The organism is Mangrovibacterium lignilyticum (assembly GCF_010882175.1).
GTDB lineage: Bacteria > Bacteroidota > Bacteroidia > Bacteroidales > Prolixibacteraceae > Mangrovibacterium > Mangrovibacterium lignilyticum.
This window is the reverse complement of record NZ_WKLH01000001.1, coordinates 275,131-289,689: the sequence shown is the minus strand read 5'-3', so window position 1 is coordinate 289,689 and position 14,559 is coordinate 275,131. Positions and strand designations below refer to the sequence as shown.

Below are 14,559 nucleotides of genomic sequence, written 5' to 3'. Positions count from 1 at the left end.
TGTGAAGCAAAAAAGCATGACAAAGATCACAATATTATTTTAGAAATGATCATGTAGCAGGCATTTTTTGACTATTTTGAAATGAACCTAACAATTTTTTGATGTTTTTATTTTTGAATTTATAATCCTGCTACGAAATCATAAGTTCAGTATTTTTCAACCCGAAAACAGGGTTTATAGTCAAGGTGTAATGTAAAAGTCCAGAATAGTGTCTGGGAGATAGCATGGTCGATGTTTATTTGCTTTTTCTCCAGCTTTCTATTGATCTTGCTGTCGAATCGACACCTCGACTGACGAACTTAACTTCTTCGATGGAATAAAACGCATTCGGATTGTATGTACGGATCGTTTCGATGACTTCATTGATGTCGACCCGCTTGATGATCGAGTAGATTACAGCTACTTTCTCGTTGGCGCCATATGCATCGTGGTAAGTTATACCATAACCTTTCGCTTTAAGCTTGGCAATCAGATTGTCGGCGTTGGTGCGGGTTATAATTTGAAGGTGTACAATGCCCACTGCCAGCTTTTCTTCGATGATGAGACCGATGTAGTTTCCGGCAGCAAAACCGGCACCATAGGCAACGTAGGCTACCCAGTTGTCGATGTTCTGAATGATCTTGCTCATCGTCACCAGCCAGATGATAACCTCGAAAAATCCGAGTAGGGGAGCAATGTGCTTTTGCCCTTTTGAGACCATGACAATTCGGAGTGTGCCAACAGTAACATCGCTGATACGGGCCAGGACAATCATAAGTGGCAACACCACGTAGGAGAATAGATCGGTATGATAAAAGTCAGTCATTCTACACAAGCTGAATTTGTGCGAATATAGATCAAAAAACTTTCCGTTAAATAACAAAGCAGGAACTATTTTTAGTAATAATCCCTGCTTTGTTGTGTTATCTTGTTGTATTGTAGTTCTTTGTGGGCGTCTTTTTTACTGTCTAAAATTCGCTGGTGAAATGGAATTTGATATCTTTAAATTCATCCTGCGCCATTTGTAAAATGAAGGCTGAATCGGCCATAAAAACGTCGCGTCCACGTTTGTCAGTTGCCATTTTCTGGTGCTTGCGTTTTTTGAATTCCTGTAACATTTTTGGATCTGCACATTCAATCCAACAGGCTTTGTGCATCGATAAATTCTCGAAACGACACTTGGCGTTATATTCGTGTTCCAGACGGTATTGAATTACTTCAAACTGCAGTTGACCCACGGTGCCAATAATTTTTCGCCCATTGAACTGATTGGTGAATAACTGGGCAACACCTTCTTCCATCAATTGGTCAATTCCTTTCGCCAACTGTTTCGACTTCATAGGGTCGGCATTTTCAATATAGCGGAACAATTCCGGACTAAAGCTGGGGAGCCCTTTGAAGTGAATTTCTTCGCCTGCAGTCAAGGTATCGCCAATGATAAAGTTACCGGTGTCGGGAAGTCCAATAATATCGCCGGGAAACGCTTCATCAATAACTTCCTTTTGAGACGCCATAAAGGCTGTTGGACTTGAAATACGAATGTTTTTCCCTGAGCGGATGTGTTTGTATACAGCGTTCCGCTCGAATTTTCCGGAACAAATTTTCAGGAAGGCAATCCGGCTTCGATGGTTCGGGTCGATGTTGGCATGGATTTTAAAGACAAATCCGGAAAGCGCCTCTTCATCCGGTTTGATTTCCCGTTCTTCCGTAAAGCTTGGTCGCGGGCTCGGTGCTATTTCAACAAAAGCGTCGAGCAATTCCTGGACACCGAAATTGTAAAGAGCGCTACCAAAGAACACGGGAGCTAAATCTCCGGCCAGGTAAGCTTCGTTGTCAAATTCAGGATAAACGCCTTCAACAAGTTCTAATTCTTCCCGCAGTTCATTGGCATCGCCTCCGATATGATCTTCCAGTTTTGGGTCGTTAATGTCTTCGAAAAGGAAGCCGGGCTCGATTTCCTGAACATTGGCATCAAACAAATTTAAGCTGCGCTTATATATATTATATACTCCTTTGAAATCGGGACCACTATTGATTGGCCAACTTAACGGACGAGTACTAATTTTAAGCTGTTCTTCAATTTCATCCAGCAGCGTGAAGGTGTCGCGGGCAGGACGGTCGAGTTTGTTGATGAACACAATTACCGGGGTTTTGCGCATGCGGCAAACGTTCATCAATTTTTCAGTTTGAGGCTCAACCCCTTTGGCTGCATCAATTACAATGATCACACTGTCAACAGCTGTCAGCGTGCGGAAGGTATCTTCCTGAAAGTCCTGGTGACCCGGAGTGTCGAGAATATTTACTTTATAGTTCCGGTACTCAAAACCCATAACCGAAGTGGCAACAGAAATTCCACGCTGGCGTTCGATTTCCATAAAATCGGAAGCTGCACCTTTTTTTATCTTGTTGCTTTTCACGGCACCTGCAACGCGAATTGCACCACCAAAAAGCAATAATTTTTCGGTTAAGGTTGTTTTCCCCGCATCCGGGTGGCTGACAATACCAAAAGTTCTGCGACGTTTAATCTCTTCTTTAAAACCCATAAATGGTAATTTATTTTTGCTTTTCTCCGCTCTGAAAACCTTGTTTCGATGTAAAATTGAAGCAGAGTTATTTTAAGCCCAAAATTTGGAGCTGCAAAAATAGAATTTTTTAAAGAATTTGTTGCAGAATCAAGCGGTCATTAATTGGCTGCTTTCGAAATCCGTTTCCAAAAGAGTTTATGAAACTTATAGCCGTCTTTGCCAATGATTTGATAATAGCTTTCGGCGACATCGCGAGGCGCAAATTTGAATTGCCCCTTCTCTTCAAACAAACCCGGCTCATCCGGCAGGAATTGCACGCCGAAAACATTGGGATATTTCTTATGACGGATTCCCTCAATTACTTTTCCATCCATCGAACGGGCCGTTATTTCCCAACAATCATTCAAATTCTCAACTGACTGATGATGGTTACTCAGCACTTTGGGGGAGATATTGTTTTTGTTCCAATGGACCTCCGTTTGGAAAAAGCTCCCAATTTCCAGTCGCAATGGATGAAAATTGTATGGCATCAACTGCGGATTGTCAAAAATTTCCTGCCAGTAATTTCGGTGAATATCGTCGCGGTTCAGCTGAACTATTTCTTGTGGTGTTTTTGCATTGTATAGTTCTGTCGGAATATCCTGTATCATTGTTCCCCCGGTTGCTACGTTCATAGTTTGCATACCAAGGTCAAACCCAATCACGAAATATTTGGGATTACGCTCCAGAAAAGGTGTGAAGTTGGGGTTCTTGTTGCTTCCTAACAAATGAAACACAAAGGACAGTTCCATCAGGTGTCTTTCCGGATCGGTCACTTCAGAAAGTGTTTTAGTTTCACCATAAATTTCAGGCTGGATATCTGTTCCTCCAAACAGCAGTATACCTTTTGACTGGCTAAACATGATATCGAAATTATTTGTGAAATCGTTTGGCTCAAAAATATTATCGATCGTCAAAGTGCCCGTAAGTCGTTGTAAATGAAATTTATCAAGGTTGTTGTCCCTGATATATCTGATTGTTTGTGAGTAATCGTATCGTTCAGCGTAAAAATAAATTCCAATAAATTCCGTTTCACCTACAAATAATAGACGTTGATCGATCAAGTAACGGATTTTTTCGATGTTCTCAACAGTGGGGTGTGTTAATAGAATGTAAGTTTTTGCCGGGTCATAGTCTGTATTGAAAAAGTTCTGGGCAAAAACCGGGGTTGAGATGAAAAGACTAAAGATCAATAAGAATTGCAGATAGATTCTTTTGACTTTCATATTGAGCTTGCATTTTTAAATTTCGAGATGAAAATAATCTTTTTCGGGGAGAACTGAAAAAAGTCGCTAAGTATATTTTTATTATATATTTTTAACAGAACTAAAACGTATCTAAAATCACATAAGATGTCATTTAAACTCTTTTTTCTCAGCACTTTCAAAGGGCTTAAAAATACGCCAAAGGTAGAAAGCAAACGAGATAGTTTGTGGGCTGATTTTCAGGTGTATGAATCGATTCAGGAGTCGGAAGATCTGAAGTTGTACCTGGAATTGGATCACTATGTAAATTCTGAAGCTTTCAAAAAAGAGCGTTCCGAAACAAAAGCGCTTAAGTTTGCCGGAAGTCCGGAGTCTAAGCTGATCAGTGAATACCAGAAATTGGAAAAAGATTCGCAGCTGAAGGATTTTTATGTGACTCAGAGCTCAGCCGATTTCCAAAAATATCAATTGTTGGATCAAAGTGAAAATATTCGAGAGTTTGTAGCTCTGAGGGATTTCATTCAAAGTGCGAAATACGAAGAGGAAAAGGCAAACTTTAAAGCCAAACAGGGCAAGGGCGGATCCGAGGTATTTGAAGAGACGGCGACTTATCAGAAGTATGAGACTTTCCAGAAGTTGTCAAAATCAGAAGATGTTCTTTTTTGGAAAGAATTTCCGGGCAGTAAAATGTATAAAAATTACAAGGAGATGGTAAACTCTCCTAAACGGGTTCGCTATGAAGAGTTAAAAGCTGAGGTTGAGTCGGAAGCATTCGAAATGCGTAAGGCTTTTCTTGAGGATGACAATCGCTGGGAAAAAACGGCGGCATTTCAAAAGGAAAAGACTTATATGGAGTTGAAAAATGAACCTCGTTTCCAGGTTTTTGAGAAATACAAAAAATCGAATGAGTTTCAGTTTTTCCAGAATCATGAATTGTTGTTGGAAGATCATTTTGAAGAAGGCCAGTTGGATGGGAGTAAATGGAAATCAATTAGTCCGATGGCGGAAAATACGGTTGGTAAAAACTTCTCCAAAGCCGGTGATTTGCAGGCATACACCAACGGGGAAAACATATTACAGACCAATAGCTTCCTGAAGTTGGCCGTGAAGCAGGAGAAGACGGATTCTTTGGTTTGGAATTTCCCGATTGGTTTCAATCCGGTAAGTTTCGATTATTCGGCAGGTTTGTTGAATAGTGCACAAAGCTACAAAGTGAAAAGCGGTGTCTTAGAAGCCAAAATCAAATACCAGCCCAATAAGCAGTTGGTCGACTTGTTCTATTTGTCGGACGATAAGAATAGCTTTCGTTTGAATTTGTTGGAATCCGGAACTGTTTGCCAGTTTGGTGTCAGTGAAGACAAAGGTTCTCAGAGTGAATCATTGAAAGGCTTAGCAGCCGGACATTTTTACATTTTCAGAATCGAATGGGGACAAGGTCGCATTTGCTGGAAAATTAACAACCACGAAATTTACAGCGTTCAACAGTCGGTACCTGATGCGCCGCTTCGGATTAATATGAGTTCAATTGTTGTGGAGCCGCCACGGGAGTTACCTCACTATTTCGAAGTAGACTGGGTCCGTTTGTATAGAAAAAAATAAACTTGAGAATAGAGCGGTTAATAACCGCGTTTATTAAATAAAACATATCCAAAGCTAAACACCAGGTACCACCTGGTGTTTTCGTTTTGCAGGTAGTTTGCTGTAAAACTTACCGGGCCCAGGCCAGTGTGGTAGACAACTCCTCCCAAACCCATCAATTTGGTATTTGAAAAAGTGAAATTTTCATACTCTGCGGTAATATTTCCCTCCGCTTGTACAATTTTCCGAATCGGCAGAAAGCCATATCCCTCTAGCCTTAGGTGAAGTTGATCGCCTAGTTTGAATATCGTTTTCAATCCTCCACCTACAAATTTATTAGCTCTGAAATCCTCCATAATAAGTGTTTTACTGAAAGGAGTAGGGCTGAAGGTGGGGGCAGTTAACATGGTCGAATAGTAGTTTGAAAACAATTTTTTGTTCGTAAAAGCTCCTTCACCATAAACACCCAGTGTCAGTGATCGCCCCAGATCGAAATATTTGTCGTAAAGGCCATGCACTTTCCAAAACGAGTGTGTATGCTTCTCAGACGGAATGTCGTAATCTTCCGATAAAATGGTCCCCGGCGTAAAATCTTCTTCACCGTCTACGTATGTTATTCCAACCTCAGAAGCGATGCCTTCGTCTGCATATTGTGCGAAGTTGAACGAATTTTCTTCAAAAACCAATTGCGATGAAAAAGTATTAAAGTTGGTTTGGTCCTGTTCATAATCTCTCAAGACAATACCTGCCAGGTAATATTTCTCAGAAGAGTCGCTAAAACTGCTTCGGAGCATTAATTTTCCCTTGGTTCCAACGGGAGTTCCTACTTCAAAGCGAAAACTGTTTTCATCGGAAATAACAATTGGTGGCAAAACATCCTCGAACAGGAAGTCGCTTTCATTGGAATAGTAATCCCACCTGTTAAAGGTTAGATAGCTGGAAAAGTAGAATGGACGCTGGCTCGGAAAATCAATTCTTCCGCCAACTTTAAATGAGCTGTAAAAACGACCAAAATAGATGTTGGTGCTAACTGTAAAAGCACTGTTTTTTAGAAATCTGTAATCAAGACTTAAGAAGCCTTGGTTAATTGGTTTTGATGCAACATTCCCCCCAAACTGGACTTCCATTGGTTTGCCCGGTTTTACCTTCAGGTACAGATCGAAATATCCTGTTTCGGGATTGTAAATTGAAATCGGACGGATAGCTTTTATCTGCGGGGCAGCAAGCAGTTTAAAGTATTGAGTCCGAAATTCTTCCAGATCAATTGTTTCTGACCGGTGTTTGATGCTTTGAATCAAAAACTTTCGGTGCAGTGGATTGCGGACACCTTCAACCTGAATATTCTTAAATTTCAGTTCCGGTTTTCGTTTGTTAAACTCTTCCCGTCGTTTGGTAACTTCTTCGATCGGAACCCGTCGGGGTATTCTTGCCTTTATGCTGTCGATCAGAAAATTGGTGTGTTCATATCCGGCTTCTGCAATGATGTCTATTTTGTCGAAGTCGAGTAGACCAATTTCGTCGAAAGTCGATTCAATCAAAATGCCTTTATCATCCGGTATTTCATAGTCCGTTTTTCTCATCATCAGGTTTTCGACCTGGGCCATGATGTCGTCTTCGTCTGGTTTCGAAGCATTATTGGCGACTTTGTGGCCGATGACAATATCCGGATTGAACGTTTCGAGGGCATTCTTGGCCGGGAAGTTATTGATCAGCCCTCCGTCGAAAACCAGTGTGCTGTCGATCTCGATTGGTTTAAAGTAGAAGGGAATGGTCATTGATGCCCGGACAGCTTCCCCCATATCGCCCGCACTTAACTGGACCTCTTTGCTGTTATAAACATCGGTTGCAACACAAAAGAAGGGAACAAATAGTTTGTTGAAATCATAATTGCATGCCGCGTTTGTAGTCGCAAACAATTCCATAAATGCAAAGTCCATTTGTGCTTCAGGGATGATGTTTGTCGGCAGTGAAATCTTTAATTTGTCATTCCGCTTTTCAAGGTCGAGGCTCATCCACGATGGCGTTTCATCGAGTTTGGTGTAGAAAAACCGATGCTCTTCTTCAATTTTTCCTGTTGACCAGAATTTGAATTGGTTTGATTTAAACAACTCCTCCATCTCGTCTGGCGAGTAGCCTGCAGCATACAATCCCGCAACAATTGCTCCCATCGAGGTTCCCGCGATATAGTCAATAGGAATGTTATTTTCTTCCAATGCCCGGATGACACCGATATGTGCAAGCCCCTTAGCACCACCGCCACTCAAAACGACAGCGACTTTTTGTGCTGATAATGAAAAGCTAATCAGAATGAGAAATAGCGATGAGACAAGGTATTTCATTGTTTTCAGGATTGGGCATTTGCGTTGATTCAAATTTATAAAATTTGAATCAACGCAAATGCTAATTTTACAAAATCCTGCTGCTAAGATTCAACTTTTAGTTTAATAGATTGAAAGCCTTCTCCCAAAATTTCACGGGTATCCATGATTGTTATAAAGGCGTCGGGGTCAACATCACTGATAAACTTCTCAAGAATAGCGACCTCCCGTCGGCTGACTACCGTATAAATGATTTGCTTTTCCTCGTTGGTGAACATCCCTCTGCCCTGGAAGTATGTTCCGCCTCGTTCAAGGTCAACAAGAATTTTTTGCTTTATTTCTTCGTGTCTGGCTGAGATGATAAACAACGCCTTGTTGTAACTAACACCTTCCAATGTCACATCGATCGCCTTTCCACTGATATAGATAACAAGCCATGAGTACAATGGAATTTGCCAATCCTGAAAGGCCGCCAGGCCCAAAAGTACAATTACAGAATCGACGTAGATCATTAATTGGCCCAATTGCATGCCGGTGTACCTGGCAATGATCATGGCGATAATGTCGGAACCTCCTGAAGTTGCCCGGGATTTGAAGATTAAACCCGTGCCAATGCCAATTAAAACACCTCCGAAAATACAGGAAAGTAAAACGTCGTTAACCAACGGTGCTTCACTGTTAACCCGAAGATAAGTAATCAGGTCGATGAAAACCGAACTCAATACAAAGCCCACCACGGTTTTTACACCAAAGCGGGGACCTAAGATTTTTATTCCGGCAAGTGTTAGCGGAATGTTGACCAGGAGGCTGAATAAACCAATCGGAAAACCATCGGGCCAAAGTTCAAACATGCCTTTGGTGATGTAGTGCACAACAATGGCAACACCGAAAAGACCACCGGGAACGATTTTGTGGGGTGAAATGAAGTACACAAATCCCACGGCCAGGATAAAAGAACCAATGGTTATAAAGCTGTAATCTTTAAACCAGTTGAAACTGAAAATTTTTTCTTTTTGGAGGAAAGGCATATGGTTAAAATTTTGAACGAAAATAGACTATGTTAGCTCAAAAATATTTGATTTTTATCACGATTCCGTTCTGCTTTTGAGATTCCGGAAATATAGCTATAAAAAAAGGCCTCCGATTGGAGACCTTTTTGATATACTCAAAGTTGAAATTAACTTCTTTTTTCTTTGATTCTGGCTTTTTTACCAGTAAGGCTACGCAGATAGAAAATACGCTTACGACGTACACTACCTTTTTTGTTGATGTCAATACCATCAATAAATGGTGAAGACAATGGGAAGATACGTTCAACACCTACGTTACCGGACATTTTGCGAACGGTAAATGTTTTTGTAACCCCAGTTCCTTTTACCTGAATCACTACGCCACGAAAGTCCTGGATACGTTCCTTGCTACCTTCTACAATTTTGTAGTGAACAGTAATCGTGTCACCCGCGCCGAATTTTGGCAATGTTGCCAATTTTTCGCTGGCGAATGCGTTTTCTGCTACTTTAATTAAGTCCATTTTTTTCTATTTTAAGTGGCAATATTACACTGCGTTAAGTATAAGAGATTGCTTGAATTTGGCGCAAAATTAGTAAAAAATAAATCCGATCAAAACTTTCCCGCTAATTATGAAGAATAATTTTGATGTCATTTGGGCTGTAATCAACTTATTTGGAGGCTTAATGACCAGCCTCGCCATTAACTTTGAAATGATCGCCGGTACTTTTCACAATGGCATCGTACCACCATTCCGGATAACCGGGCTGGTCTGGCGCTGCCGGCAAACCATATTCGTTCCGTACAAATTTACCGTCGTTATCTTTTTTTACGTTGCCATCGATATATTTCACCAGTAAATATTCAAAGAGCTTTTCCCACTGAGCGGTCATGTTGTTGGCTTCATTATCAGAATAAGTCGTCAGGAATTCGCGTGCTTTTTCAGCCCCTGATTTTTCGTACAGCATCTGGGCTGCTTGATCAATCGCCGGTGTATATTCAATAAATTTACTTTCAATAGAAGCTTGTGTTGCCTGAACGTGCTTAATCATGAGATCGTAACGCAGGTAGGTAAAGTTGGTTACTTTGTTGAACGTCCAGAATGCAGAAGTGGGAGAGTAGGTTAGCATATCGCCGTTGCCAACACGGAAACATTCCGGGGTTTCTGTAATTCCGCAATACATGGGGGCATAGCAAGTGCTGTAAGTATCATCAACGCCAAACCAAAAGATTCCGCCAATCGGATCGGGTAACCAGGAGCGCGATTGGGCGACAAATGAAAAGCCGGTTTGCTGGGTGGAAATAGCGCGTTCGTTGCAGTATTCAACCGAATCAACTTTCCAGGTTAGCCCTCTCCAGCGGTAAGGCAATTTGTAAGGGCCTGCTCCCAGATCTTGCGTCATGTCCAGTTCTGTACCCTCAAAGTGGTCACGCATCATGTTCATGACATCTTTCACGGTCAGTTTATTGTCGGGCTTCACCCAAAGTGGCATGCGGTTGGTTGGAAAATTATTTTCACCTCCGTGTTCCACATCTCCTTTTACGTATTCCGTATATTGATCCATTCCAGAAGCAACCTTGTTGAACCCGGCCCAGATGCGTGCATCGCAAAATCTTGCTCCGCCAAAGTCGACCGGTGCATAAACATCAGAAAAGCTGAAGTCTTTGTTTTTACCATCAAACCATCCTTTTTCCCGCGCAAACGAAATAACATCTTTCGAATACAGGCAGTTGTCTGAGTCGTTCAGCGGGAACGTTGTAATACGTGCCTGGTTGGCATGTCCTGAAATATAACCGTCAGGGATGCGCATGGCCACCCAAACAGCGCCACGTTCGCCTTCACCTTTGCCAATCAGCTCTAAAATCCAGGCTTCATTCGCATCGGAAACAGAAAAGGACTCGCCACTGCTGTAGTAGCCGTATTCATCAACTAAATCAGTCATCACCTCAATGGCTTCGCGGGCTGTTTTTGCCCGTTGCAATGTGACGTAAATCAGGCTTCCGTAATCCATAATCGCACCTTCCTGTGAAGCCAGTTCCTCGCGACCGCCAAAAGTTGTTTCACCAATTGCCAACTGATGTTCGTTCATATTACCAACAACACTGTAGGTATGGGCAATTTCCGGAATACGTCCCAGAAACTTGCCGGTGTCCCATTCATGGATGTCGCGCATGGCTCCGTCGGGATGGTCGGCGGCAGGTTGGTAATACAATTCGCCATATAATTCGTGCGAATCGGCGGCATAGGTAATCATGGTTGAACCATCGGCCGATGCTCCTTTGGTGATCAGGAAGTTGGTGCATGCAAAGACCTGCACGGACAAAAACGCTAAGGCAAAGGAAACAAGACTAATTTTTTTTATCATTCTAAAAACAGTTTTTTGGGTCTGCGACCGCTTTGTTATCTAATTGGGTGGGCGACTATCGGATAGCCTGATTTGTTTTGGGATTCGCTGTTGTTTTTTCAGTGATTGGCAAATATAAAGAAAGCAAAGTGAACTTAAAACGATTAATATCAAATGAGTTGTTAAAATTGACGGGATTAATTTAAGTTGAAATGAAGATCCGTTGTTGGATAATGCCATCGATTTTGCGACCTTTAAAGCAACAACAAAAAATTACTGATTATGAAACTGCGAGCTTTCCATAAACTCTCTTACGGTCTATATATTGTTGCTTCGGAGCATGACGGCAAAAAGGCCGGCTACATCGCGAATACGGTCTTCCAGGTGACTTCGAAACCTCCTTTGCTGGCGATCTCGTGCCACAAAGACAACCTGAGTACTGCAGTGATTAGGCAGGCCGGTAAATTTTCGGTGTCGGTTCTGAAAAAGGAGGTCAATACGAAGATAATCGGCGAGTTTGGATTTATGTCTGGAGATGAGATTGACAAGTTCGATCAGAAAAAGATCACAACCGCTGCGACTGGTGTGCCGATTGTTTTGGACGAGGCTGTTGCCTGGTTTGATTGCGCAGTTCGTGAGCAGATCGATTTGGGTAGTCACTGGCTGATTATCGGCGAAGTGCTGGATAGTGATTTGTTGTCGGAAGAAGATGCGCTGACCTATGCCTGGTACAGGGAGAAATACAAAATGTTTTCACCCAAAAACTCGCCAACCTACCTGGAGAAAGAGAAGTTGGACGAAGAGAAACAGGAAGATGCGCCTGTTGAGGAAGAAAAAGCAGCCGCGGAAACTGCGGAAGGGCCGGAACCCCATGTGTGTTTAATTTGCGGCTATGTGTACGATCCCGAAAAAGGAGATCCCTCGATGGGCATAGAGCCGGGAACACCGTTCGAAGATCTGCCGGAGGATTATAAATGCCCGATCTGTAACGCATCGAAAGATTACTTCAAGAAAATTTAAAGCTTCACGGTCGTTTAACCCTCGGGGAGAGTTGTCCGAACCTTGGGTAGAAGGATGCTAACCCGTTTTTTTGCCTTGGCAACCTTGGGTCGAAGGTTCCGAACCCGCTTTTTTGAGATGATTCCCAGGGGGAGCACGTTGCCAACCTGCTTTTTGGAGGCTCGAACCCACTTTTTTGCCTTCTTAAAATGGGGGAGGAAGACTCGAACCTGCTTTTTTGCCTTGCCAACCCGGGTTAGAATGGCTATTCCCCGGGTTTGAAGGATGCCAGCTTCCTTTTTCGGGCTTCTACCCAAGTCAAAAACGAAGAGGCCAACCCGTAGGTCAGCCTCTTTTGTGATCTGTGGTTCCTCCCCACAGGAACCGGAGCTCTGTTTCCCTCTTAGAGCGTCTTTCGTCTTTTTATTCAGTGTTTTTGAATGCCTTTTAGCGCTTTCGGATCATCTGCTTGAATGAAGCTGATGGCATAACCACCACCGGGAGCACAAAACAGTTCGAATTTGCTTTTGTTCGTTACAACGTACTTGTCAATCGCGTAAGCTTTCGGATTGGTTTTGTAGTGGGCATCCTTTTTATCGTGGTACACCGTTGCCAGGTACTTTTGTCCTTCGGGCAGAAAATCAAGGCTGATGTTCGATGTTCTGGCTTCCTCATCGTTTGTTCGGCCAACGAACCAGTTGTCGGTTCCTTTTTCTTTCCGGGCATAAGTAATGTAATCACCGGGCTCAGCTTCCAGTACCTTCGAGTCGTCCCAATCAACCGGGACATCAACAATAAACTGAAATGCATCGAGATACTTTTCGTAGGTTTCCGGTAAATCGGCAGCCATTTGCAGCGGACTGTACATGGTCACATACAACGCCAGTTGTCGGGCAATGGTCGTGTTTACCCACGAGTGGTTGTCGGGATTGTATTTGCTCACGTCCTGTTCAAAAATACCGGGCGTATAATCCATTGGTCCGCCAATGAGGCGGGTGAAAGGCAGGATGGTTGTATGGTCGGGGGTGTTTCCGCCAAAAGCTTCGTACTCGGTTCCGCGGGCCGATTCGTTGCCAATCAGGTTGGGATACGTGCGGCAGATCCCGGTTGGACGAACAGCTTCGTGCGCATTCACCATGATTTTGTAATCGGCTGCCTTCTCGATGGCATATTGATAATGATTCACGATATACTGGCTGTAGTGCGTTTCGCCACGCGGAATAATGTCGCCAACATAACCGCTTTTCACAGCGTGATAACCGTTATCGACCATGAACTGGTAAGCCTGGTCCAAATGACGTTCGTAGTTTCGAACAGACCCCGAAGTCTCGTGATGCATGATCATTTGCACACCTTTCGAGGCTGCATAGTCGCGAATTTCAGCCACATCAAAATCAGGGTAGGGGCTGACGAAATCGAACACATAGTCTTTCGATTTGCCAAACCAGTCCTCCCAACCTTCGTTCCATCCTTCAACCAGTACGCCGTCGAATCCATATTTCGCAGCAAAGTCGATGTATTCTTTCACATGGGCAGTATTGGCTGCGTGTCGTCCGTTGGGTGTTAATTTTTCGAACTCAGTCACGCCAAGTTGAACACTTGGCAGATCGGCGTATGCCCAGGAGCTTTTCCCGGTGATCATTTCCCACCAAACGCCGACATATTTCACCGGTTTTATCCACGAAGTATCTTCAATTTTACACGGCTCATTCAGGTTTAGGGTGATGTGCGACAATAGGATGTCACCGGCTTTATCGGACACAATCACAGTTCGCCACGGGCTGGTGCACGGCGCTTGCATATAACCTTTGTCGCCCATGGCATCGGGAGTCAGCTGCGAAGTGAAAACCATGTTTTCATCGTCGAGGTCGAGGTGCATGCAGGCATAATCGATCAGCGCTGCCTCGTGCAGGTTGATGTAAATGCCATCGTTGGTTTTTAGCATCAGGGCGGTTTGCACACTGGTTGGTCCGGCAGGTGTTTGCGAGGCATTTGGGGTAATGGACTCATCCATCAATCCCCGAATTTCGGAAAGCTTCGATTTGTGAAAGCTGTATTCCTGCGTGTCATAGTCTCCCGGAATCCACCACGCGGTGATGTCGCCCGGCATTGCAAACTGTGTTTTTTCTTCCTTGATAACGAAATAGATTAAGTTCGGCTGATCGGGGAATTCGTAACGAAAACCCAGGCCATCGTCAAACAAGCGGAAACGGACAACCATTTTCCGATCAGTTGCCGTTTGGTCCAAAGTGACGGCCATTTCATTGTAGTGGTTGCGAATGCTGCTTTCTTCTCCCCAAACAGGTTTCCATGTTTCATCGAAACTGCTTCGTTCAACCTTGTCGATGGTGAAGCCATCCAGCAGATCGGCTTCGTTTTTGAGGTCGAACCCCAATTTACTATCCTTTATTATCGCTTCTCCTTTATAAGAGAGCCGGTAAACCGCTTGTCCGTCTATAATTTCGAACTCCAGTTTCTGATTGCCGTTAGGTGATAACAGCTCCTCTGCCCGAACAAATCCCGTCAGAAATAAAAGTGAAATTATGAGTATTAAATTTTTCAT

The 14,559-nt window shown here is 43.2% G+C and carries 10 protein-coding genes; 2 read left to right on the top strand and 8 right to left on the bottom strand.

Translation table 11 applies throughout. The features are described from left to right. Positions 1 to 235 precede the first annotated feature (235 nt). The 3 genes from GJV22_RS00975 to GJV22_RS00965 form a co-directional block, all read right to left on the bottom strand. Entirely contained in the window at positions 236 to 805 is a 570-nt protein-coding gene (locus GJV22_RS00975) for a DUF2179 domain-containing protein (RefSeq protein ID WP_163707433.1), read from the bottom strand. A 142-nt stretch (positions 806 to 947) separates the two neighbouring features. Beyond that, complete coding sequence (locus GJV22_RS00970; protein ID WP_163707431.1) at positions 948 to 2,522, bottom strand: peptide chain release factor 3; 1,575 nt, start codon at positions 2,520 to 2,522, stop codon at positions 948 to 950. A gap of 140 nt (positions 2,523 to 2,662) precedes the next feature. After that, on the bottom strand, positions 2,663 to 3,769 hold the full coding sequence (locus GJV22_RS00965; RefSeq protein WP_163707429.1) for a gamma-glutamyl-gamma-aminobutyrate hydrolase family protein: 1,107 nt from the start codon (positions 3,767 to 3,769) through the stop codon (positions 2,663 to 2,665). A 126-nt stretch (positions 3,770 to 3,895) separates the two neighbouring features. Between GJV22_RS00965 and GJV22_RS00960 the strand changes: the two genes are divergently transcribed. Next, a complete protein-coding gene (locus GJV22_RS00960; RefSeq protein WP_163707427.1) occupies positions 3,896 to 5,347 on the top strand; it encodes a glycoside hydrolase family 16 protein in 1,452 nt (483 codons plus the stop codon). 17 nt (positions 5,348 to 5,364) lie between these two features. On the opposite strand, the gene GJV22_RS00955 is transcribed toward GJV22_RS00960, so the two are convergent. The 4 genes from GJV22_RS00955 to GJV22_RS00940 all read right to left on the bottom strand — a co-directional run bounded on the left by GJV22_RS00955 (position 5,365) and on the right by GJV22_RS00940 (position 11,018). Continuing rightward, the gene (locus GJV22_RS00955; RefSeq protein ID WP_163707425.1) at positions 5,365 to 7,665 is read right to left on the bottom strand and encodes a patatin-like phospholipase family protein; all 2,301 of its coding nucleotides are present in this window, start codon (positions 7,663 to 7,665) and stop codon (positions 5,365 to 5,367) included. An 83-nt stretch (positions 7,666 to 7,748) separates the two neighbouring features. Then, entirely contained in the window at positions 7,749 to 8,672 is a 924-nt protein-coding gene (locus GJV22_RS00950; protein ID WP_163707422.1) for a YitT family protein, read from the bottom strand. Between the two features lie 149 nt (positions 8,673 to 8,821). Then, positions 8,822 to 9,175 carry a 50S ribosomal protein L19 gene (rplS, locus tag GJV22_RS00945; RefSeq protein WP_163707419.1) on the bottom strand — a complete coding sequence of 118 codons (354 nt, stop codon included), beginning with the start codon at positions 9,173 to 9,175 and terminating at the stop codon, positions 8,822 to 8,824. Between the two features lie 160 nt (positions 9,176 to 9,335). Beyond that, a complete protein-coding gene (locus GJV22_RS00940) occupies positions 9,336 to 11,018 on the bottom strand; it encodes a dipeptidase (protein WP_163707416.1) in 1,683 nt (560 codons plus the stop codon). Between the two features lie 261 nt (positions 11,019 to 11,279). Here GJV22_RS00940 and GJV22_RS00935 point away from each other — a divergent pair, with 261 nt between their 5' ends. Then, on the top strand, positions 11,280 to 12,017 hold the full coding sequence (locus GJV22_RS00935) for a flavin reductase (protein WP_163707413.1): 738 nt from the start codon (positions 11,280 to 11,282) through the stop codon (positions 12,015 to 12,017). 406 nt (positions 12,018 to 12,423) lie between these two features. Here GJV22_RS00935 and GJV22_RS00930 read toward each other — a convergent pair whose 3' ends face one another. Continuing rightward, on the bottom strand, positions 12,424 to 14,559 hold the full coding sequence (locus tag GJV22_RS00930; protein WP_163707411.1) for a glycoside hydrolase family 97 protein: 2,136 nt from the start codon (positions 14,557 to 14,559) through the stop codon (positions 12,424 to 12,426).